Annotated in this window: 16 protein-coding genes; 4 read left to right on the top strand and 12 right to left on the bottom strand. The window is 66.2% G+C overall.

Going from position 1 to position 22,667, the window contains the following annotated elements; translation table 11 throughout:
* The first annotated feature begins 39 nt into the window (after positions 1-39).
* Complete coding sequence (gene purB, locus JNG39_RS03075; RefSeq protein ID WP_368309603.1) at positions 40-1,407, top strand: adenylosuccinate lyase; 1,368 nt, start codon at positions 40-42, stop codon at positions 1,405-1,407.
* A gap of 222 nt (positions 1,408-1,629) precedes the next feature.
* Here the strand turns inward: purB and JNG39_RS03070 are convergent, their stop codons facing one another.
* From JNG39_RS03070 to JNG39_RS03035, 8 genes are all read right to left on the bottom strand, one after another.
* Complete coding sequence (locus JNG39_RS03070; RefSeq protein ID WP_368309602.1) at positions 1,630-2,937, bottom strand: adenylosuccinate synthase; 1,308 nt, start codon at positions 2,935-2,937, stop codon at positions 1,630-1,632.
* A 35-nt stretch (positions 2,938-2,972) separates the two neighbouring features.
* Entirely contained in the window at positions 2,973-3,842 is an 870-nt protein-coding gene (gene hflC / locus JNG39_RS03065; RefSeq protein WP_368309600.1) for a protease modulator HflC, read from the bottom strand.
* Positions 3,839-4,966 carry an FtsH protease activity modulator HflK gene (hflK, locus tag JNG39_RS03060; protein WP_368309599.1) on the bottom strand — a complete coding sequence of 376 codons (1,128 nt, stop codon included), beginning with the start codon at positions 4,964-4,966 and terminating at the stop codon, positions 3,839-3,841. The genes hflC and hflK overlap by 4 nt, the downstream gene beginning before the upstream one ends.
* Before the next feature lie 155 nt (positions 4,967-5,121).
* A complete protein-coding gene (gene hflX, locus JNG39_RS03055) occupies positions 5,122-6,432 on the bottom strand; it encodes a ribosome rescue GTPase HflX (protein WP_368309598.1) in 1,311 nt (436 codons plus the stop codon).
* An 87-nt stretch (positions 6,433-6,519) separates the two neighbouring features.
* Positions 6,520-6,780 carry an RNA chaperone Hfq gene (hfq, locus tag JNG39_RS03050; RefSeq protein WP_144910780.1) on the bottom strand — a complete coding sequence of 87 codons (261 nt, stop codon included), beginning with the start codon at positions 6,778-6,780 and terminating at the stop codon, positions 6,520-6,522.
* Between the two features lie 89 nt (positions 6,781-6,869).
* Positions 6,870-7,847, bottom strand: a complete 978-nt coding sequence (miaA, locus tag JNG39_RS03045) for a tRNA (adenosine(37)-N6)-dimethylallyltransferase MiaA (RefSeq protein WP_368309596.1) — start codon at positions 7,845-7,847, stop codon at positions 6,870-6,872.
* 210 nt (positions 7,848-8,057) lie between these two features.
* Entirely contained in the window at positions 8,058-10,220 is a 2,163-nt protein-coding gene (locus tag JNG39_RS03040; RefSeq protein ID WP_368309595.1) for a S46 family peptidase, read from the bottom strand.
* Between the two features lie 105 nt (positions 10,221-10,325).
* On the bottom strand, positions 10,326-12,479 hold the full coding sequence (locus JNG39_RS03035) for a S46 family peptidase (protein WP_368309593.1): 2,154 nt from the start codon (positions 12,477-12,479) through the stop codon (positions 10,326-10,328).
* 157 nt (positions 12,480-12,636) lie between these two features.
* Between JNG39_RS03035 and tdh the strand changes: the two genes are divergently transcribed.
* The 3 genes from tdh (at position 12,637) to kbl (ending at position 18,590) form a co-directional block, all read left to right on the top strand.
* Complete coding sequence (tdh, locus tag JNG39_RS03030; protein ID WP_368309591.1) at positions 12,637-13,671, top strand: L-threonine 3-dehydrogenase; 1,035 nt, start codon at positions 12,637-12,639, stop codon at positions 13,669-13,671.
* Between the two features lie 79 nt (positions 13,672-13,750).
* On the top strand, positions 13,751-17,323 hold the full coding sequence (locus JNG39_RS03025) for a DUF748 domain-containing protein (protein WP_368309589.1): 3,573 nt from the start codon (positions 13,751-13,753) through the stop codon (positions 17,321-17,323).
* A 67-nt stretch (positions 17,324-17,390) separates the two neighbouring features.
* Entirely contained in the window at positions 17,391-18,590 is a 1,200-nt protein-coding gene (kbl, locus tag JNG39_RS03020; RefSeq protein WP_368309588.1) for a glycine C-acetyltransferase, read from the top strand.
* A gap of 62 nt (positions 18,591-18,652) precedes the next feature.
* Here kbl and JNG39_RS03015 read toward each other — a convergent pair whose 3' ends face one another.
* The 4 genes from JNG39_RS03015 to JNG39_RS03000 all read right to left on the bottom strand — a co-directional run bounded on the left by JNG39_RS03015 (position 18,653) and on the right by JNG39_RS03000 (position 22,655).
* The gene (locus tag JNG39_RS03015) at positions 18,653-19,426 is read right to left on the bottom strand and encodes a pseudouridine synthase (protein ID WP_368309587.1); all 774 of its coding nucleotides are present in this window, start codon (positions 19,424-19,426) and stop codon (positions 18,653-18,655) included.
* Positions 19,427-19,538: 112 nt separating this feature from the next.
* On the bottom strand, positions 19,539-20,111 hold the full coding sequence (locus tag JNG39_RS03010) for a C40 family peptidase (protein WP_368309586.1): 573 nt from the start codon (positions 20,109-20,111) through the stop codon (positions 19,539-19,541).
* A 397-nt stretch (positions 20,112-20,508) separates the two neighbouring features.
* Positions 20,509-21,213 carry a YggS family pyridoxal phosphate-dependent enzyme gene (locus JNG39_RS03005; RefSeq protein WP_368309584.1) on the bottom strand — a complete coding sequence of 235 codons (705 nt, stop codon included), beginning with the start codon at positions 21,211-21,213 and terminating at the stop codon, positions 20,509-20,511.
* Entirely contained in the window at positions 21,210-22,655 is a 1,446-nt protein-coding gene (locus tag JNG39_RS03000; RefSeq protein ID WP_368309582.1) for a M20 family metallopeptidase, read from the bottom strand. The genes JNG39_RS03005 and JNG39_RS03000 overlap by 4 nt, the downstream gene beginning before the upstream one ends.
* Positions 22,656-22,667: the final 12 nt, after the last annotated feature.

Raw genomic sequence — 22,667 nt, 5'->3', positions numbered from 1 at the left:
TATAATGCGCGGCTGCCCCATCCGCCTTCAGGAAGCCCCATGTCCCACGCCACGCTGACCGCCCTTTCGCCGCTGGACGGCCGCTACGCCGCCAAGGCGGCCTCGCTGCGTCCCATCTTCAGCGAGTTCGGCCTCATGCATCGCCGCGTGCACGTGGAGATCCACTGGCTGCTCGCCCTGGCGAAGCACCCGGGCATCGTCGAACTGCCGGCCTTCCCGGCCGACGCCGTGGCCCGCCTGGAAGCCATCGCGAACGACTTCTCCGAAGACGACGGCGAACGCATCAAGGCCATCGAAGCCACCACCAACCACGACGTGAAGGCGGTGGAATACTTCATCAAGGAAAAGATCGGCAACGATCCCGCCCTCGCCCAGGCCAAGGAATTCGTGCACTTCGCCTGCACCAGCGAAGACATCAACAACCTCGCCTATTCACTGATGCTGCGCGATGCGCGCGAATCGGTGCTGCTGCCCGCCCTCGACCAGATCATCGGCAAGCTGCGCGCCCTCGCGCACGACCATGCCGGCCTGTCGCTGCTCTCGCGCACGCACGGCCAGACCGCCTCCCCCAGCACCATGGGCAAGGAAATCGCCAACGTCGTCGCCCGCCTGGAGCGCCAGCGCCGCCAGCTCGTCGCCATCGAGATCCCGGGCAAGATCAACGGCGCCGTGGGCAACTACAACGCACACGTCATTTCCTACCCCGACGTCGAGTGGCCCGCCCTGGCTTCGGGTTTCGTCGACGGCCTCGGCCTGGTCTTCAACCCGTACACCACGCAGATCGAACCGCACGACGGCATCGCCGAGTTCGCCGACGTGCTGCGCCGGATCAACATCATCCTCATCGATCTCGCCCGCGACGTATGGGGCTACATCTCGCTGGGCTACTTCCGCCAGGCGCTGAAGGCGGGCGAAGTCGGCTCCTCGACCATGCCGCACAAGGTCAATCCGATCGACTTCGAAAACGCCGAAGGTAATTTCGGCCTGGCCAACGCCCTGCTCGGCCACTTCGCCGAGAAGCTGCCGATCAGCCGCTGGCAGCGCGACCTCACCGACTCCACCGTGCTGCGCGCGCTGGGCACCGCATTCGGTCATTCGCTGGTGGCGTTCGAGTCGCTGATGAAGGGCCTGGGCAAGCTCAACGTCAATGCCGAACGCGTCGCCGCCGATCTGGATGCCAGCTGGGAAGTGCTGGCCGAGGCCGTGCAGACGGTGATGCGCCGCTTCGGCCTGCCGGAGCCCTACGAGCAGTTGAAGGCGCTGACGCGCGGCCAGGGCATCACGAAGGATTCGATGCGGACCTTCATCGATGGGCTCGATCTGCCGGCCGATGCGAAGAAGGCGTTGGCCGAGCTGACGCCTGCCACGTATATCGGTTTGGCCGAGACGCTGGCGCGGGCGATCTGAGAGCCGTAGCTGCGTTGTCGCGATAACCGTTCGCAAGGCGCTGGGTTCCTGCGTGCGCAGGAACGACGAGCTACGAGATTCACTGCCACGCGCAAGAAAACCTCACGTCGTTCCTGCGTACGCAGGAACCCAGCGCCTTGTGCTCGAGCGAGCGACAGCTTGCCTACGCACAAAAAAACGCCAGCCCCAGGGCTGGCGTTTTTCGTAACACCGATCGACCGATCAGCAGCCGTTATCGTTACCGAACGGATCGTCCAGCACGATGGTGTCTTCGCGATCCGCACCGGTGGCGACGAGCGCCAGCTTGCAGCCCGACAGCTCCTCGACGGCACGCAGGTAGGCGCGCGCAGCCGGCGGCAGCTTGTTCCAATCGCGGATGCCCGCGGTGGATTCTTCCCAGCCCGGGAATTCCAGGTACACCGGCTTGCACTCGGCCCAGCCGTCGGCATCCAGCGGCGCCAGTTCACGACGCTTGCCGCGGTATTCGTAAGCGATGCAGACCTTGATGCTTTCCAGGCCGTCGAGCACGTCGAGCTTGGTGATCGCCAGGCCGTCGATGCCGTTGATCTGCACGGCACGCTTGAGCGCCACGAGGTCGATCCAACCGCAGCGGCGCGGACGGCCCGTGCTGGCACCGAACTCGTTGCCCTTCTTGCGCAGCAGTTCGCCCATCTCGTCGTTGAGCTCGGTCGGGAACGGACCGCCGCCGACGCGCGTGGCGTAGGCCTTGCAGATGCCCAGCACGTAGTCGATGTCGCGGGCGCCCACGCCGGTGCCGGCGAGCGCGCCGCCGACCGTGGTGTTGGACGAGGTGACGTACGGATAGGTGCCGTGGTCGATGTCGAGCAGCGCGCCCTGCGCACCTTCGAACAGGATGTTGCCGCCCTCGCGGCGCACGTCGTGCAGGATGGTGGCGACGTCGTCGACCATGGGCTTGAGGTACTCGCCCCAGGTGAGCGCTTCGTCGAGCACGGTCTGGTAGTCGACCGGCTCGGCCTTGAGCCACTCGGTGAGCACGAAGTTGTGGTAATCGACGGCGGCCTTCACCTTCTCGGGCAGCTCGTGCGGGTACATGAGGTCGGCCACGCGGATCGAGCGGCGGGCCACCTTGTCTTCGTAGGCCGGGCCGATGCCGCGACCGGTGGTGCCGATGGCCTTGGCGCCGGAGGCGACTTCGCGCGCCTTATCGACGGCAATGTGGTACGGCATGATCAGCGGCGTGGCCGGCGAGATCTTCAGCCGCGCGCGCACGTCGACGTTCTGCGCTTCGAGCTCGGCGATCTCGCTCATCAGCGCGGCCGGCGAGAGCACCACGCCGTTGCCGATCAGGCAGAGCGCGTCGTCGCGCAGGATGCCCGAGGGGATGAGGTGCAGGACGGTCTTCTTGCCCTTGATCACCAGCGTATGGCCCGCGTTGTGGCCGCCCTGGAAGCGCGCGACGGCGCCGACCCGCTCGGTGAGCAGATCGACGATCTTGCCCTTGCCTTCGTCGCCCCATTGCGCGCCGAGGATGACTACTGACTTGCCCATGATGATGTTGCTCTCTCTGACGATGTGGAGATGGTTCAGCGCGAACGGCCGGGGCCGTCGTTGAGGTAGCGCAGGAATTCGGAATCGGGCTTCAGCACGAGCACGCCCTTGCCGTCGGCGAAGGCTTTGCGGTACGCGGCGAGGCTCCGGTAGAAGGCGAAGAATTCGGGATCCTGGCTGTACGCCTGCGCGTAGATGGCGGCAGCCTGTGCGTCGCCGTCACCCTTGACCTTGGTGGCGTCGCGGTTGGCATCGGCCAGCAGCACCATCTTCTGGCGGTCGGCGTCGGCACGGATGGTTTCGGCGCTCTCCTGCCCCGTGTAGCGCAGTTCGTTGGCCAGCTGCAGTCGCTCGGCGCGCATGCGCTTGTACACCGAGCCGCTCACTTCGTCGGGGAGATCGATGCGCTTGATGCGCACGTCGACCACCGCGATGCCGAGGTTCTTGCGTGCCACGGCATCGGTCTGCTGGCGCACGCGCTCGGTGATGTCCTTGCGGCCGCCGGCGATCAGGTCTTCGAGCGGGCGGGCGTTGAACTCGTAGCGCAGCGCATCCTTCACGATGGGCGTGAGGCGCTGGATGGCCTGGGTCTGTTCACCCGAGGTGGCGCGGTAATACGAGGCGTTGTCCGCGATGCGCCACTTCACGTAGAAATCGACGTTGACGCTCTTCTTCTCGAGCGTGAAATAGCGCTCGGGCTGGGCGTCCAGGCCGAGGATGCGGTTGTCGAAGCGCATCACCTGCTGCACCACGGGAATCTTGAAGTGCAGTCCGGGGGTGTAGTCGGCGCGCACGATGCGACCGAACTGCAGGAGCAGCGCGTTTTCGCCCTCCTTCACCATGAAGGCGCTGTTGAAGGCGAGCAGCACCACGGCGACGACGATGAGGCCGGAAAGGATCTTCACTGGGCATTCCCCTGCGTGGCCGGCTCGGTGGTGGCGGACTGCACGACGGTACCCACGCCGGGCACGCTGCGCACGGTGGCGTTGGGACCACCCTCCACGGGCAACTGGATGATGTTCTTGCCGCCGCTGCCGTCGATGATCTTCGGATTGCCGGCCATCACTTCTTCCACGGTTTCCAGCCACAGGCGGCGGCGCGTGACGTCGGGCGCCGCATGGTATTCCTTCAACAGCAGATTGAAGCGCTCGACGTCGCCGTTGGCGCGCGCGATGCGTTCGACGCGATAGGCCTCGGCCTCGGCGGCGATGCGGGCGGCTTCACCGCGGGCCACCGGCACCACCTGGCTCTCGTAGGCGCGGGCCTTGTTCTCTTCGCTCTGCTTGTCTTCGCGGGCCGCGTTGACGTCGTCGAAGGCGTCTTTGACTTCCTTGGGCGGGGCCACGTTCTGGAAGCTGACGCCGGTGACCGTGACGCCCGCGTCGTACTTGTCGAGCGTGGCCTGGAGGATGTCGCGGGTCTGCTGCTGGAGGGTTTCCTTCGCCTGCGGCGCCACGCCGGCGACCGGCGCCTGGTCGGGCGCGGGCGTATCGGTGCCCGGCGTGGTGAGGATGTTGTCCATCGCGTTGGCGCCCACCACCGAGCGCACGGCGGCTTCGGCGGCGTTGGGGATGGTGCCGTTCTCGACATCGGCGTTGGAGTACAGGAATTTCCGGGCGTCGGAGACCTGGTACTGCACGTTGAAGTCGATCGTGATGATGTTCTCGTCGCGGGTGAGCATCGAGACGTTGTCGGAAATGGAACGGACCTGGGTGGTCTCCACCTTGGTGACCGACTCGATCGGGCTGGGCGCCTTCAGGTGGAAGCCCGGCGGCAGGATGCGCGAGAACTGGCCGAAGCGGAGCACCACGCCGACCTGGCGGGCATCGATCACCGTGTAGCTGGAGACCAGCAGCCAGGCCAGGACGAACACGCCCACGATGGCCAGGATGCCACCGCTGCCGGCGCCGAAGCGGCCGAAGCGGGCCTTGAGGTTCTTGATCGCGCCGTCGAGGTCGGGCTTGCGCCCGCCTGGCCGGTTGCGGTTCCAGGGATCCTTCTGGCCGTTACCGGGTTCGTTCCAAGCCATGGGCGGCAGTCTCCTTCGGGGACCGGAGGGTGGGCGGCTGACAAGCCGTGAGATGGACCGGGCACGGCGGCAGCGAACGGCGGGGCGTGTGCCGACCCGGCGCCGCGCCGGATCGGCACGCAAACACCGCAAATTCTACCAGACAGGTGCGGGGATCAGAACTCGGCCTGGGGCGGTTCGATCAGATCGCGTAAAGGGCGAGCATGCACGTCGTCGCCCAGCAACGGCGCCAGAACGGACCGCGGGGCATCGATGTCGAGGCGCCAGCCATGCTCGTCGATGGCTTCGCCGGCGATCGCGCCTGCCGCCTTCAGGCGGGCATGCAGCCGCCCGGCCGTGAGAGGAAGCTCAATACCGGCCCGTATGCGCTCTCCGCCGAGCAACTCGCCGAGGACTTCGCGCAAGCCGTCCAGGCCGGCGCCGGAACGGGCCGACAGCCAGACCCGGGTCGGCTTGCCATCGTCGCCACGGTCCACCCTCGGCTCGATGTCGTCGGCGAGATCGATCTTGTTCATGACCGACAGTTGCGGCACGTCACCCGCGCCGATTTCCTCGAGCACCTCGTTCACCACACGGCGCAACAGCTCCCGCTCCTCGTCGACGGCGTCGCTCACGTGGATGAGCAGGTCGGCGTCGCGGGCCTCGGCCAGGGTGGCGCGGAAGGCGGCGACGAGGTCGTGCGGCAGTTCGCGGATGAAGCCGACGGTATCGGCGATCACCGCGGGGCCGCAGGACAGGCCGTCGATCTTGCGCACCGTGGGATCGAGGGTGGCGAAGAGCTGGTCGGCGGCGTAGACGCCGCCCGTGGTCAGGGCGTTGAACAACGTGGACTTGCCCGCGTTGGTGTAACCCACGAGGGCCACGCGGGGCACCGTGTTGCGCAGTCGCGCACGACGCTGCTGGTCGCGCTGGACCTGAACCTTTTCAAGGCGTTTGGTGAGCATCTTCACCCGCTCGGCAAGCAGGCGGCGGTCGGTTTCCAACTGGGTTTCGCCGGGGCCGCGGTTGCCGATGGCACCGCCGCGCTGGGCGTCCAGGTGGGTCCAGCCGCGCACCAGCCGGGTGGCCACGTGCTTCAACTGGGCCAGTTCGACCTCGAGCTTGCCTTCGTGCGACCGGGCGCGCTGGGCGAAGATGTCCAGGATAAGCCCGGCACGGTCGACCACGCGGGTCTTCAGGTGCTTTTCGAGGTTTCGCTCCTGCACCGGGGTGAGCTCGTGATCGACGAGGACGAGGTCGGCCTCGAGGGCGCGCACGGCCTCGGCCACCTCGTCGGCCTTGCCGCTACCGATGTAGAAACGAGGATTGGGGGTTTCGACGCGCGCGGGGATACTCGCGAGAATCTCGGCGCCCGCCGAACTCACCAGCTCGGCGAACTCCTCGCCACGGCGAATCGCGTCGCCCTCGCCGCGTGAATGCGGCAACACCAGGACGGCCCGGTCGCCTTTCTTTTGCCTGTCGAACACTTAGGGGGATGACCTCGGAAAGGGAGAAGGGTGCGCGTACATGGTACGCGCACCCGCCCCTTCATATGGGTGCCGACCGCGGGCCCCTCAACCCTCGGCGTCGCCCGCTCCACCTTCCCCATGGTTCTCATGGCCGCCTACCCGCACGTTGCGGCTCGGCACCACCGTGGAAATGGCGTGCTTGTAGACCATCTGGCTGACCTGATTGCGCAGAAGCACCACGAACTGATCGAACGACTCGATCGTGCCCTGCAGCTTGATGCCGTTCACCAGATAGATGGCGACCGGCACGCGCTCGCGACGAAGCGCATTCAGAAACGGATCCTGCAACGATTGCCCTTTGGACATTCTTCTTCTCCCCTACGCCTATCGTACGGGTCCGGGTAAAAAAACGCCTTGCGACGCCCCGGCCCAAGTGTCTTGAATCTTAACTGCATTTAAATGCCGCCTGGAAGCTTTTGACGTGACGTCTTCGGCATTCCGAGGAACAGCTCCAGTGCCATGGACGCTTCCGGCAACGGATCGCACCGATCGGGATCGAACGTGCGCGCATCCAGCTCGCTGCGCAACCAGGTGACCTGGCGCTTGGCGAGTTGCCGGGTGGCATAGATACCACGGTCGCGGAAGTTCGTGGCGTCTCCCTCCCCGCCGAGGAACTCCCAGGCCTGACGGTAGCCCACCGCGCGGATGGCGGGAAGGTCCGCGCGCAGGTCGCCGCGCGCGCGCAGGGCACGCACTTCGTCCAGGAACCCCTCCGCGATCATCTGTTCGAAGCGTCGCGCGATGCGTTCGTGGAGTCGCGCGCGATCGTCCGGCAGCAGCGCCAGCTTGAGCACACGCCACGGGAAAGGCTGTCGTGGCTGGCGCTGAAGCTCGCTGATCGGCCGGCCGGTGAGTTCGAAGACCTCCAGCGCCCGCTGGATGCGCTGGGCGTCGCCCGGCCGGATGCGTTCGCCCGCCGCCGGATCGACGGCGGCCATGCGCGCGTGTAACGCGGCCCAACCCAGCTGGGCGCCTTCGGCGGCGATGCGCTCGCGAACGGCCGGATCGGCTTCCGGCAATTCGGAAAGACCTCGCTGCAGGGCACGGAAATAGAGCCCGGTGCCGCCCACCAGCAAAGGCACCTTGCCGGATTCCGCCACGCGATCCATCGCTTCGCGGGCGTCTCCCACGAATTCGGCCGCGGAATACGGCTGGGACGGATCGCGGATGTCGATCAGCTCGTGCGGATAGCGCGCGAGCGTGGCGGCATCGGGCTTGGCCGAGCCGATGTCGAGCCCCCGGTAGACCAGCGCGGAATCGACGCTGATCAGTTTCACCGGAAACCGATCGGCCAGCGAACACGCGAGCGCGGTTTTGCCCGAGGCGGTGGGCCCCATCAGGAAGATGGCGAGGGGACGGTGGTCTTCGGACATCGCGGGAAGGAATCGACAGGCGGACGCAAGGTTAACCCATGCGTCCGCCTGGCCGTGCGCCGAAGCACGGACGAGGCTGCTTACGGCGCTCTGGTCACGCAACGATCAGCGTAAGGCAACGTCCTGTCCCACAAGCGCAAGCGGGACTTATCCACACGCTTATGCAGGCGGTATCCACATCCCTTGTGGATAACCGCCCCGCGAACGCGGCTACTTCGCCGGCACGCCCATCTCCTTAAGCAGGTTGTCGGCGTGGTCGAGGTGGTGCATCACCCACAACATGTAACGGACGTCGACCTGGATCGAGCGATTGAGCTGGGGATTGAACAACCAGTCGCCGCTGACCGACTCCCAGTTGCCGTCGAAGGCAAGGCCCACCAGGCGACCCTCGGCATCGAGCGACGGCGAACCGGAATTGCCGCCGGTGATGTCGAGGTCGGCAAGGAAGTCGACCGGCAGCGTACCCAGCTTGTCCGACGCGTACCCATCGAACGCCTTGGCCTTGATGGCGTCGATTTCGGCCTTCGGCGCGTTGAAGGGCTCCTCGCCGGTGTTCTTTTCGACGATGCCCCGTACCGTGGTGAAGGGCGCGTAGCTCACGCCGTCGCGCGGCGCAACCCCCTGCACGTTGCCGAAGGTGACGCGCAACGAGCTGTTGGCGTCCGGATAGACCGGCAGGCCCTGCGATTCCTTCCAGGCGATGATGGCCTGCATGTATCGCGGACGAAGGCGGGCGAGTTCGCCATCGCGCGCATCGCCTTCGTCCTCGATCTTCTTCAAATCGGGCAACACGGCCGTGGCGAGCTTCAACATGCTGTCGTCGCTGGCCGCGATCGCCTTGTCGTCGGCCTTGAACCATTTCAGGCGCCGTTCGCTTTCGCCAAGGTGGCTACCCTTGTAGAGCGCCGCCACCTTCGCCGAGATGGCGGACGGGTCGGCCGCGCCGGCCAGCCAGGCATCGAGGGCCGGCAAACGCTGTGCCTGCGGCAATGACACATAGTGCACCAGCGCACTGGACAACAAGGCCTGGTCGGTTCTCGCGTCGTAGCGGCGATCCATCTGCTTGAGCGCGCCTTCGATGCGCACTTCGTCACGCTGCTGATACCCCGCGTCACGCTCCATGTCCGGCTTCGTGCGTTCATGTGCGAGACGCGCCAGCCTGACGCCCGTGGAGAACAGCTGCGTACGCGCGACAAGGGCCAGGTACGCATCGCGGGCGCGCGTGGACTGGTAGGCCGAGAGCTTGGCCTTGAGTTCGGCGATGTCTTTCGCCAGCGCCTGGTTATCGGCGCCGCCCTGCTTCCTCAGCCAGGCATCGAGATCGGCCTCCTGCTTGCGCTTGACGGCCACCGCATCGGCTCGGCGCAGCCCTTCCAGCTGGCCACCGAAGTTCTTCAGGTAATTATTGAGGCCCGCGACGAGATTGGCGTACTTCACCGTGACGTCGGGATTGGCCTTGCCGTTCTCGTCGATGATCGCGAGCTGTTCCTTGTACAACCCGATCTGCGTGGGGTATGTCCAATCGATCGCGGCCTGCACTTCCTGCGCCAGGCGATATCGATTGGTACGGCCGGGGTAACCGACCACCATCACGTAATCGCCTTCGTTCACGCCTTGCGGATTGAGCTTGATGACGTGCCTGGGGTGATACGGCACGTTGTCCTTGGAATACGTGGCCGATTTGCCGTCCTTCGAGACGTACGCGCGCAGGTAACTGAAATCGCCGGTATGGCGCGGCCACATCCAGTTGTCGATGTCGCCGCCGAACTTGCCGATCGACTCGGGCGGCGCGTAGACCAGCCTCACGTCCTTGATTTCCAGCTGCTTGATCAGCTGGTAGCTGTATCCGCCGTGGAAGACGTAGACGTCGCAGCGGTAACCGTCGGTTTCGCAACCCTTGACCAACTCTTTCTCCGCCCGGTCGATGGCGTCGAAGCGCTGCTTCCCGGTCATCGTCGGCGTGACCTTCGCGGTCACCTCACCGGTGACGTCGCGGATCTCCTCGGTGACGAACACGCGCATGTCGGGCGAGCCCGGCAACTCCTCGGCCGGTGTCTTCGCCAGGAAGCCCTGCTCGATGAGGTTCTTTTCCTTCGTCGAGTTGTATTGCAGGGCGCCGTAACCGCAGTGGTGGTTGGTGACCACCAGGCCGTCGGGCGAGACGAACGATGCCGTGCATCCGCCGAGGCTGACGATGGCGCCCATCGGATACGCCGTCAGGTCGGTGAGGGTGGCCGGATCGAGCTTGAGGCCGTGCTGCCGCAGCGCGGCGGCGATCTTTGGCAGCTGAGCCGGCTGCCACATGCCTTCCACGGCATGGACGACGGGAACGAGGCCCGCCACGAGGGCGGTGGCGAGGGCGAGACGGCGCATGGATGCTCCTTGGATCGAACGGCGGGACGACGCCCCACTTTCGTTACAATATAACAATCCGACACATGACCTCCGACGGCTATGTGCCGGAGGTCATGCCTGTCCTCAGCGTGCCGGGACGCCGAGTTCCTTCAGGAGGGACGGCGAGGGATAGACCTTGTCCATCAGCCAACGCATGTAACGCATGTCGACGTGGATCGCGCGCTTGTAGCGCGGGTCGTACATCCAGCTTGCGCTCACGGCTTCCCAGTTGCTGTCGAAGTTGAGGCCGACCAGCTCGCCCTTCGCGTTAAGCACGGGGGAACCCGAATTGCCACCAGTGGTATCGAGGTTGCTGAGGAAATCCACCGGCATCTCGCCCGTGGCCGGATCGGCGTAGCCGGCGAAATCCCCCTTGCGGATCGCGTCGAGCAAGGGCTTGGGCGCATCGAAAGGCACCTTGCCGGTGTTCTTCTCGACGATACCCTTCACCGTGGTCACCGGTGCGTAGGCGACCGCATCGCGGGCGACGAGGGGGGTGACCTTGCCGTAGCTCACGCGCAAGGTGGAATTGGCGTCGGGATACACCGCCCTGCCCTGCTTTTCGCGGTAGGCGATCAAGGCCTGCATGTAGGCGGGGCGCAGGCGAAGCAGGTCGCCTTCGCGCGCCTTGCGCTGGTCTTCCATGCGCAGCAGGGCCGGGCGCAGGGTGCGCGCGGCGACGAGCAAGGCGTCGCCGTTCTTCTCCACCTCACTGGGCGTGGCGTCGAACAGGCGCAGGCGCTCGGCTTCGTCGCTGAGCTTGGTGGCGCCATAGATGCGATCGAGTGCCTGCGCCAGCTCCGCGGCCGTGCGCCCGAACACCGTGTCCATCTCGGGCAGGTGCTGGGCGGCGGGAAGCGCCTGGTAGCGGGCGACGAGCGAGGTCACCAGCGCCTTCTCCACCTTGGGATCGTAGCGACGCTGGATCTGCTTCAACTGGCTCTTGATCAGTTCCTCGTCGCGTTTCTGGTAGCCCGATTCACGTTCGGCATCGGCCTTGGGCCGTTCGATCGAGAGGCGGTCCAGCGCGAGGGCGCCGCGCATCAACTGCGTCTGCGTGGAAAGCAGCCCGACGAGAAGGTCGCGGTCGCGCACGTCCTTGCCCTGCTCGATCAACGCCATGGCCGCGTCGATGTCGGGCTTGAGCGTCTTCGCCTCGGGGCGCGTCGCCAGCCACGCGAGCATGGCCGCCTCGTCGTCGCGACGGACGGTCACCGCATCGCTGCGCTCCAGGCCCTGGAGTTCGCCGCTGAATCGCTTGATGCCGTTCTTGAGCGATTGCAACTGCGAGGCGTAACGGATGCCCGCGTCCTTGTCGGTCTTTCCTTCCGCCTCGATCACGTCCTGGAGGCCGGTCAGCACGGCCACCGAGGTCGGCAGGCGCCACTGGATCTGGTCGGCGAACTCGGTCGCCGTGCGGTGGCGATAGGTGATGCCGGGATACCCGGCCAGCATGACGAAATCGCCTTCGGCCACGCCTTCGGTCGCCAGCTTCAGGTGCGACGGCGGATGGTAGGGCTTGTTGTCGGGCGAATAGTCCGCGGGCTTGCCGTCGGGGCCGACGTAGGCACGCAGGATGGTGAAATCGCCTGCGTGGCGCGGCCAAACGAAGTTGTCGATCTCGTCGCCGTAGTTGCCGATGGCGCGCGGTGGGGCGTAGACGAGGCGCAGGTCGCGAAGCTCGAGCTGCTTTACCAGGTAGAAGTCACGGCCGTAGAACATGTTGGCCACGCTGCAGCGGATGCCCGGCTCTTTCTCGCACTCGGCCACCAGCGCCTTGCTGGCGGCGTCCACGGCGTCGTAATACGCCCTTCCGGTCTTTCCCTTCGCGCCGGCCAGGATGCGATCGGTGACCTTGTCGAACCCCACGGTGACGCGGAGGCGGTAATCCGGGTTGGCGGGCAGCTCCGCGGCCCGGTCGGCGGCGACATAACCGTTCGAGATCAGGTCGCGGTCGGGCCGCGAGTTGTACTGGATCACTCCGAAGGCCACGTGGTGGTTGGTCACCAGCAGGCCGTCGGCCGACACGAACGAGCCCGTGCCGCCCCCCACCCGCACCACGGCGTTGAGAGGTGCGCGGGTCAGGTCGGCGAGATCGCGGGCGTCACCGCGGAAGCCGGCTTCTTTGAGGTTTTTCGCAATGTCGGGCAACTGCGAAGGCAGCCACATGCCCTCGTCGGCCCGGGCCTCCAGCGCCAGCGCCATGGCCGCGCCCAGCATCATCGTGCGGATTCGCATCGTCTTCGGTATCCCTTGTATCGTAAAACCTTGCGGACCATAGAGGGCCGCCCCGGCACCTGGCAATGGCGCGTCGCACAAGATCGCCACCCCTCACCGGCCTATAATGGCGGTTTGGTCCGCGCCGCGGACGCTCCCCACGGAACCTTGAACCACCATGCAGCAGACGATGAAGGCGCTGGTCAAGCGCAAGCCCGAACAGGGTATCTGGATGGAAGAAGTGCCGGTGCCGACCGTCGGCCCCAACGAGGTGCTGATCAAGGTCGAGAAGACCGCGATCTGCGGCACCGACCTGCACATCTACAAGTGGGACGAGTGGTCCCAGCGCACGATCAAGCCGGGCCTGGTCATCGGCCACGAATTCGTCGGCCGCATCGCCGAGATCGGCCCGGGGGTCACCGGCTACAAGGTGGGCGACCGCGTGTCGGCCGAGGGCCACATCGTGTGCGGCCACTGCCGCAACTGCCGGGCCGGCCGCCAGCACCTGTGCCCCAATACGTTCGGCATCGGCGTGAACCGTGACGGCGCCTTTGCCGAATACATGACCATGCCGGCCTCCAACCTGTGGCCGATCCCCGACCAAATTCCCTCGGAACTGGCCGCCTTCTTCGATCCCTACGGCAACGCGGCGCACTGCGCGCTCGAGTTCGACCTGATCGGCGAAGACGTGCTCATCACCGGTGCCGGCCCCATCGGCATCATCGCCGCGGGCATCGCCAAGCACGTGGGCGCGCGCAACGTGGTAGTCACCGACGTCAACGACTACCGCCTGAAGCTGGCTGCCGACATGGGCGCCACCCGCGTGGTGAACGTGGCCAACCAGTCGCTGAAGGATGTGGTGAAAGACCTCCACATCGAAGGTTTCGACGTGGGCCTGGAAATGAGCGGCAATCCGCGCGCGTTCGCCGACATGCTCGAGTGCATGTACCACGGCGGCAAGATCGCCATGCTCGGCATCATGCCGCGCGGTGCCGGCATCGACTGGGACAGGGTGATCTTCAAGGGCCTCACGCTGCAGGGCATCTACGGCCGCAAGATGTACGAGACCTGGTACAAGATGACCCAGATGGTGCTCACCGGCTTCCCGCTTCAGAAGGTGCTCACCCACCAGATCGCCATCGACGACTTCCAGAGGGGCTTCGACCTGATGGACGCCGGCCAGTGCGGCAAGGTGGTCTGCTCCTGGACCTGATGACCGTCTGACGGATCGCCGCCATCGTGGCCCCCGGCGTACACTTCGCCGGGGGCCACGTTCGTTCCAGGGGTGCTGCATGGAAACGCGCAAGACGAAGGGCCGGATCCGTTGGCACGAGGGACGCGAGCGCGCCCTGACCGTGTACCGTTCGCGCCACGCGCGGCGCATCGCCTTCGCCCTCGTCGTCGCGACGATCGCCTTCGGGCTTCTCGGCTTCTTCGCCGCGCCGCCTTTGCTCCGCTCGCAGATCGAGTCGCGCGCCAGCGCCGCGCTGGGACGCCCGGTGACCGTGGGCGGGCTTTCGCTGAATCCGTTCACCCTGAAGGTCACCGTCGAGGCGTTGCACATCGGCGAAGCGGATGGCACATCGCCGTTCGTCGACGTCGACCGCATCACCGCGAACGCATCCTGGTCGTCGCTTTTCCGCGTGGCGCCGGTCCTGGATGCACTCGATGTCGAAGGACCGCGCATCCGTATACGGCGCAGCGCGCCGCAACGCTTCAACTTCAGCGACATCCTCGAACGCCTCGCCTCGTCTCCGGCCCCTGCCCATGCGGAACCCGCCCGGTTCGCGCTGTCCAACATCGCCGTTCACGGCGGACAGGTGGATGTCGACGATCGCGTGCTGGACGCCAGCCATCGCTTCGACCATATCGAACTGGGCCTCCCCTTCATCGCCAACCTTCCCAGCGCGACGGACATCTACGTGCGGCCGCTGCTCGCGATGAACGTGGACGGCAGTCCGTTACGCGTGGAAGGACAGACCAAGCCGTTCGCCAACGACCGCGAGTCTCTGCTGAGTTTCCGGCTCGACCACCTCGACCTGCCCCGCTACGTCGGCTTCGTGCCCACGCCACTGCCGGTCGGAATGTCCGACGGCAAGCTGTCCGGACGGCTGGACATCCGTTTCACCATGGCCGATGCGCAACCCCACGTGATCCTGAGCGGCCGGCTCGTCGTCGACGGGCTGAAGGTCGCCGGCAAAGACGGCGGGCCGCTGCTGGGACTCGGCCACGGCGACGTGGAACTGACCGCGCTGGAACCGCTGACCTCGCGCTATCGTCTGGGCATCGTCGCCCTGGACGGCCTCGACCTGCGCTACGCCAGCCTGCCGAACGGCCGCAGCAACCTCGATGCGCTGAGCACGCCCGGCGCTTCCGACGCCGACGCCAAACCCACCGACGTGCGCATCGACGCACTGACCCTGAAACGCTCCCGGTTCGAGTACGCGAACCTCGCCGGCCCGGCGCCCAGCCGGCTCGTGCTCGACGAACTGGACGGCAACGTACGGGGCCTGTCCACGGTGGCCGCCCGGGCCGCCACCGTGGACGCCACCGCGCGAATGGCCGGAGGCCGTCTCAAGACGAGGGGCACGCTCGACCCCGCCGCCGGCCGCTACGCGGGCAGGCTATCGCTCGACAGGATCGCGCTCGCCACGCTGATGCCGCTGGCGCCGCCGCTCCTGGACGCCGACGTGGCCTCGGGTACCCTCGACGCCGATGGCGAATTAGCCGTGGACTGGAGCCGGGCTTTCGCCCTTCGCATCGCGAAAACGCAGGCGAAGCTCGAGGACTTTCGCCTGGTGCCGCATCGCGACGAGGCGCTCCCCGTGGCGTGGTCGTCGTTGAAAACCTCGATCGCGCTGCTCGATCTGGCGGGCAACGAGGCTCGCCTCGACAGCCTCACCCTCGACGGCCTCTCGCTCGAACCGCGCCGTCTCGCCGACGGCTCGTTCGACCTCACGCGCGTGGCGAGGGGATCACCCCCGTCGAAGCCCGCCACGCCTTCCACGCCATGGCGCTGGAGCATCGCGCACGTCGCCCTGAACGACGGCACCCTTACCCTGCGCGATGCGTCGTCGCCGAACAGGCGCAACGCCGTGGTACTGCAGGCGAAGTCGTTCGGCATCGACGGCCTCTCCGACGACATGAAGAAACCGCTCGCCCTGCACCTGGAAGGCTCGCTGGGCAAGGGCACGTTCGCCGTGACCGGACCGGTGACACCGAGCCCCCTCGACGCGGACCTCGACGTAAAGGCCAGCCGCATCGACATCGCCCCTCTTCAATCGCTCGTGACCGTGCCGTTGAACGTACGCGTGGCCAGCGGCCTGTTGAGCATGGAGGGGCGGGTTCGCTACACCGATCGCGGCAACACGGCGGCTCGCATCGCCTATCGCGGGCAGGCCACCCTCGGCCGCGTGCGGGTGCTGGACAAGGCGACCGAAGCGGACTTCCTCAGCTGGCGTTCGCTCAGTGCATCGGACCTGACGGTGCAGATGGGCGAGGCCGCGCCGCGCGCGTCCATCGGCGGGCTCGCGCTCGCCGATTTCTACGCCCGCGTGATCGTCAACACGACCGGCCGACTCAACCTGCAGGACGTCGTCGCCAGCCCGGAAGCACCCGGTACGGTATCGGTCACCGAAGCCCGCGACACGCCCGCACCGGCCACGCCGACACCCGAGTCCGAGCCCGCCACGCCCGCCAAACCCGTGGCGGACATCCACATCGGCCAGATCTCGCTTACCGGCGGCCGCCTCAACTACACCGATAATTTCATCAAGCCCAACTACACCGCCGATGTGACGAAGCTCACCGGCAAGATCGGCGCATTCGGCACCACGGAAGGGCACGCACCGGCGGAGCTGACGCTCCAGGGCCAGCTCGACGACAACGCGCCGGTCGACATCCGCGGCACCGTCAATCCGCTCACGCCCGTGGCCTTCCTCGACATCACGGCCAAGGCCGACGGCATCCAGCTCGCCAACCTATCGCCCTACTCCGGCAAGTACGCGGGCTATCCCATCACCAAGGGACGCCTCAACGTCGACGTGCACTACCTGCTCGACCAGCGCAAGCTCACCGCGAACAACCACATCTTCATCGACCAGCTGACCTTCGGCGACCGCATCGAAGGGCCTGGCATCAGCCATCTGCCGGTGAAGCTCGCCGTCGCCCTGCTGAAGGACAGCCAGGGGCGCATCGACGTGAACGTCCCTGTCTCGGGTTCGCTCGACGATCCTCAGTTCAGTCTCGGCGGCCTGGTCTGGCGCGCCATCGGCAACCTCATCGTCAAGGCGGTGACCTCGCCGTTCCGTCTGCTGGCCTCGGCTGGCGGCGGGCGCGAAGACCTCGGCTACGTGGAGTTTGCCCCGGGATCGGCGGAGCTCGATGCCGGCGCGCAGTCGAAGCTGGCGGACATCGCCAAGGTGCTCGCCGACAAGCCGTCGATCAGCCTGGACATCGTCGGCCGCGTCGACCCGGCCAAGGACGAACCCGGCCTGCGCGCCGTGATGGTCGACGACCTCATCCGGCAGGAAAAAGGTGACAAGGAGAACGACGAGACCACGCCCGACGACGAAGATCGATACCTCAAACGGGCTTATCGGCACGCCTCTTTCCCCAAACCGAAGAACCTCATCGGACTGGCCAAGTCCCTGCCGCCCGACGAGATGCGCACGCTCATGGAAACCAACATGCCGGTCGACGCCGACGCCTTGCGCCACCTGGCGGAACGACGGGCCAATGCGGTGAGGGTATGGCTCCAGGGCAAGGCGGACGACAAGCGGCTGTTCGTCTTGGCGCCTAAACCCGGCGCCGAAGGCATCGACGACGGCGGCCGGACGACCCGGGTGGATTTCGGCCTTCACTGACCGAGGTTTTATCCACCGGGCAAAGGCCTCACAATCGGAGGTCTTCTACGTCCCGGAAGCCTCCATCATGTCCTACCCCGGCCAAGACCGTTTCGCCGCCGAACTCGACGCCATCCGCGAGCAAGGCCTTTTCAAGAGCGAACGCATCATCGTGTCGCCGCAATCCGCCGAAATCGAACTGGACGGCGGGCGCAAGGTGCTCAACTTCTGCGCCAACAACTACCTGGGCCTCGCCGACCACGCCGAGGTGATCGCGGCGGCCAAGCAGGCGCTGGACACCCACGGCTTCGGCATGGCCAGCGTGCGCTTCATCTGCGGCACGCAAGACCTGCACAAGGAACTGGAAAAGAAGATCGCCGACTTCTTCGGCACCGAGGACACCATTCTCTACGCCGCCTGCTTCGACGCCAACGGCGGCCTGTTCGAGCCGCTACTCGGCGAGGAAGACGCGGTCATCTCCGACGCGCTCAACCATGCCTCGATCATCGACGGCATCCGACTGTGCAAGGCCAAGCGGTTCCGCTACGCCAACTGCGACATGGCCGACCTCGAAGCGCAGCTCCAGGCGGCCGACGCCGCCGGCGCACGCACCAAGCTCATCACCACCGACGGCGCCTTCTCCATGGACGGTTTCATCGCGCCGCTGGACGAGATCACCGCGCTGGCGAAGAAATACAACGCCCTCGTGCACATCGACGAATGCCATTGCACCGGCTTCCTCGGCGATACGGGCCGGGGCTCGGCCGAGTTCCACGGCGTGATGGACAAGATCGACATCTTCACCGGCACCCTGGGCAAGGCACTCGGCGGTGCGCTGGGCGGCTTCACCACGGGCCGCAAGGAAGTGATCGAGATGCTGCGCCAGCGCTCGCGCCCCTACCTGTTCTCCAACTCGCTCCCGCCGCACGTCGTGGCCGCCGGCACAAAGGTGTTCGACATGCTTGCTTCGGCAGGCGATCTGCGCGAGCGCGTAAAGGAAAACACCCGCTATTTCCGCGAAAAAATGACCGAAGCGGGCTTCGACATCCGTCCCGGCCAACACCCGATCGTGCCGGTGATGATCTACGACGCCAAGCAGGCGCAGGCGATGGCCGCCGAACTGCTCGACGAAGGCATCTACGTCACCGGCTTCTTCTTCCCCGTGGTGCCCCAGGGCAAGGCGCGCATTCGCACTCAGATGAGCGCGGCGCATACGCGTGAGCACCTGGACAAGGCGATCGCGGCGTTTACCAAGGTCGGAAAGAAGCTGGGTGTATTGAAGGCCTGAAGCGTTTCGCTTCGCAGGAACCGCGGACTGGGTCCGCTCCCGCCCTCTGGCAGGAAAGCCTGCTACCGAAGGGTGGGAGCGGCCCCCGTCCGCGATCGTCGCTGCCGAAGGGCGGCGACCTCGTCGGCGGAGAGATGTCTCCACTGGCCCTTGGGCAAGTCGCCGAGCGGCAGCTCGCCGATGGCCACGCGCACGAGCCGCTGCACCTCGAACCCCAACGCCGACATCAACCGGCGAATATGGCGATTGCGCCCCTCGTCGAGCGTCACCTCGAGCCAGGCGGTCTTCTCGCCCCGCCGCAGCACCGATGCGGCGCCCGCCTTCAGCGGCTCCCCCCCGTCGACCACGCCTTGAAGCATGGCCGCCACCGTGGCCTCGTCGGGCTGCCCCGACACCTGGACGTGGTAGGTCTTCGGCACGTGCGTGGCCGGGTCGGTGATCCCAGCCGCCCACACGGTGTCGTTCGACATCAGCAACAGGCCTTCGCTGGCCTTGTCCAGACGACCCACCGCGCCGAGCCACGGCAGGCCCGCACCTTCGAGCAAGGCATAGACCGTATCCCGGCCGCGCTCGTCCGACGCGGTCACCACGAGGCCACGGGGTTTGTTCACCACGACATAGACGAACGCCGCGGCCTGCGCGCCTTCGCCGTCCAGTTCGATGCGTTCGTGCCCCGCGATGGGGAATTCAGGATCGCGTATCAGCCGACCGTCCACGCGCACCCTGCCCTCGCGCACGGCCTTCTCGCCTTGGCTTCGCGAGCAGATGCCGCGCTTGGAAAGCACGCGAGCGAGGCCGTAGGTGGGTGTCGAGGCGCGGGAAGGTCGTGCTGGCATGGGGAAAGGATACGGCGGGCTGGGCAAAGGCTCCACGGTAACCGCGATGAACCAAAAAAAAACGGCATGCCGAAGCACGCCGTTTCGGAAATATACGTTGAAGGGTTGCCCGTCAGATGTTGCTGATGCCCTCGGGACGCTTCGCGCCCACGAAATGCTTGGACCAATAGGCCTCGTTGAGGCTGTCGACGCGGACGGTCTTGCCGGCCGACGGCGAATGGATGAACTGGCCGTTGTCGATGTAGATGCCCACGTGGGAAATGGCCTTGCCGCGCGTACGGAAGAACACGAGGTCGCCCGTCTTCATCTCGTTGCGCTTGACCTTGAGGCCGGCGAGGAACTGGCTGGCCGAGTTGGTCGGCAGGTCGAGGCCGATGCTGTGGAGGAACACGTAGCGGACGAAGCCGCTGCAATCGAAACCGGTGGACGGGGCACGGCCGCCGCGGTGGTAACGGATGTCGCGCAGCTTCATGGCGAAGGCCAGGAGGGCCTCGCGGGCGTGACCGTCAACGTGACCGGCCAGCTTGGCGGTGGCGGCAGCGACGAGGCTGTCGTCGTCATCGTCGTCGGCGGGGTTGTCGCCGTCGACGGCCGCGTTGTCGGCCACCGTGGGAGCCTTGGGCGCGATCAGGGAGGCGACGTCGGGAATGGTGGACTGCGCCAGGGCGTTCGCCGGGGTGAACACCGGCAAGTCAGTCAGGAGGATCGAAGCGGACTGGTCGAGACCTTTCGGAGCCGTGACAGTATCGGCGATGGCAGGCGTAACCGAGGCGAAACAGCAGGTGGCTAACGCGAGAGCGGTCAGTCGCTTTAAATGCATGAGCGAGAAGGCCTATTCATCGATAAGTTAAGCCACCACGACGGGTGGATCCCCGTGAACGAGCGGTGAAGTTAGCAAACCGAAACGTCAATTTTGTTCGGTTAAAGTTAAAAACGGCAACTCCTAGGAAATATTCAGAGAACGTCAAAAAATTACGATCACAAAGGTGAAACCTGAACGTAATGAAGACCTTGGCCGAAAACCGGTAATTCGCTGCACATTATCGGCAAGTGCCCGGGCAACCTTCGACGGTACGGCGGGTTTACGCGTGGCCGCCCCGGGCGCCGAAAATCGCGCTACCGATACGAACCTCGGTACTGCCCTCGGCGATGGCCAGGGCGAAGTCGCCGCTCATGCCCATCGAAAGGCGCTCGACACCGTGGCCGGCTTGCCTGGCCCTGTCACGCCAGCGATACAGATCACGGAAGCAGCGACGGACCACGGCCTCGTCGTCGGAGGCTTCGGCCAGCGTCATCAATCCCCTGACGTTCAAGGAGGAGAACGGTTTCAACTGACGGAGAAAGTCCAGCAGGTGTTCCGGCGCGAGGCCCGATTTCGTCGGCTCGGTAGAGGTCTTCAGCTGCACCAGCACGTCGATGCCCCGCCCCGCCGCCTGCAGGGCCTTGTCCAGCGCCACGGCGAGGTCGAGGCGGTCCAGGGACTGCACCTCGGAGGCATAGGCCGCCACGGCCTTGGCCTTGTTGGTCTGCAGGTGGCCGATCACCACCCATTCCAGGTGCTCGGCGGCCAGCTCGATCGCCTTGGCCTGAATCTCCTGCACCTTGTTTTCGCCGAAGCGGCGCTCGCCGGCGGCGACGGCTTCCCGCACCACGTCGGCACCGAACGTCTTGCTCACCGGCAACAGGCGCACCTCCGCCGGATCGCGACCCGCGCCCCGGCAGGCATCGTCGATCCGCGCCCGCACGGCGGCGAGGCGGCCGGCGAGCGTGGATGCATCGGCCGTCATGCCCCGGCCGCTTCCTGGAAGTGGCGGGCGACGACGCTGGCCACCACCATGCTCACGCGCTTGCCGGTGGGAATGTGCAGGAACTCGTTGGGGCCATGCGCATTCGAGTGCGGGCCGAGCACGCCGGTGATGAGAAACTGGGCCTTGGGGAATTTCTCGCCGAGCATGCCCATGAAGGGAATGCTGCCGCCCTCGCCCATGTAGGCGGCGGGCTGACCGAAGTAATCCTGCGATGCCTGGGCCACGGTGTCCTCCAGCCACGGCGAAAGCGCGGGGGCGTTCCAGCCGCTGCCGTCCTTCTCCAGGGCGAAGGTGACCTTGGCGCCGTAGGGGGGATCCTTCTCCAGCAGCTGCTTGAGGAACCGCCCGGCTTCCGCTCCCGACAGGGTCGGCGGCACGCGGAGGCTGAGCTTCACGGCGGTCTTGGGGCGCAGCACGTTACCGGCGCTGTCCAGCGGCGGCATGCCGCCGACGCCCGTCACCGCCAGCTGCGGGCGCCAGGTGCGATTGAGCACCAGTTCGGTGAGATCGTCGGTCACCGGCTGCATGCCTTCGACGAACGGGAACTTGTCGTACACCGCCGTACCCAGCACCTCGGCGGAACGACGCGCCTGCTCGACGCGCTGGGCCGGAATCTCGACATAAAGTTCCTTCGGCAGGATGCGGCCGGTTGCCGGATCCTCCAGGCGGCCGAGGATCTCGCGCAGGATGCGGAAGCTCGACGGCACCACGCCCGAGGCGTCGCCCGAGTGCACGCCCTCCTCGAGCACCTGCACCGTCAGGTTGCCGCCGGTCATGCCGCGCAGCGAGGTGGTGAGCCAGAGCTGGTCGTAGTTGCCGCAGCCCGAATCGAGGCAGACCACGAGGGCCGGGTTGCCGATGCGGTCGGCCAGGTGGTCGACGTAGTACGGCAGGTCGTAGCTGCCCGATTCCTCGCAGGCTTCGATCAGGATCACGCACCGCGCATGCGGAATGCCCTGGTCGCGAAGGGCCAGCAGCGCGGCCAGCGAGCCGAAGATGGCGTAGCCGTCGTCGGCGCCGCCGCGGCCGTAAAGCTTGTCGCCCTTGATCACCGGCGTCCACGGACCGAGGTCGTCGGCCCAGCCCGTCATCTCGGGCTGCTTGTCGAGGTGGCCGTAAAGCACGACGGTTTCGTCGGTACCCTTGCCGCCGTTCATGCCCTGCGCGGGAACGTCGATGTAGATCAGCGGCGTACGGCCCTCCAGGCGCACCACCTCAAGCGTGGCGCCATCGAAAGCCGACAGCTTGGAACGGGCCCAGGTCTCCATCAGCGTGACGGCCTGGTCCATGAAGCCGTGTTCGCGCCACTGCGCATCGAACATCGGCGACTTGTTGGGAATGCGGATGTACTCGACCAGTTGCGGGACGATTTCCGCGTCCCAGAGGCCGCTGACGAAGGAAGTGATGCGGGAGGTATCCATGGCGAGACGACT

It is taken from the genome of Luteibacter sp. CQ10 (assembly GCF_040900725.1).
Lineage (GTDB): Bacteria > Pseudomonadota > Gammaproteobacteria > Xanthomonadales > Rhodanobacteraceae > Luteibacter.
The sequence above is the reverse complement of the archived record's forward strand: the minus strand, read 5'-3'. Positions and strand labels throughout refer to the sequence as shown.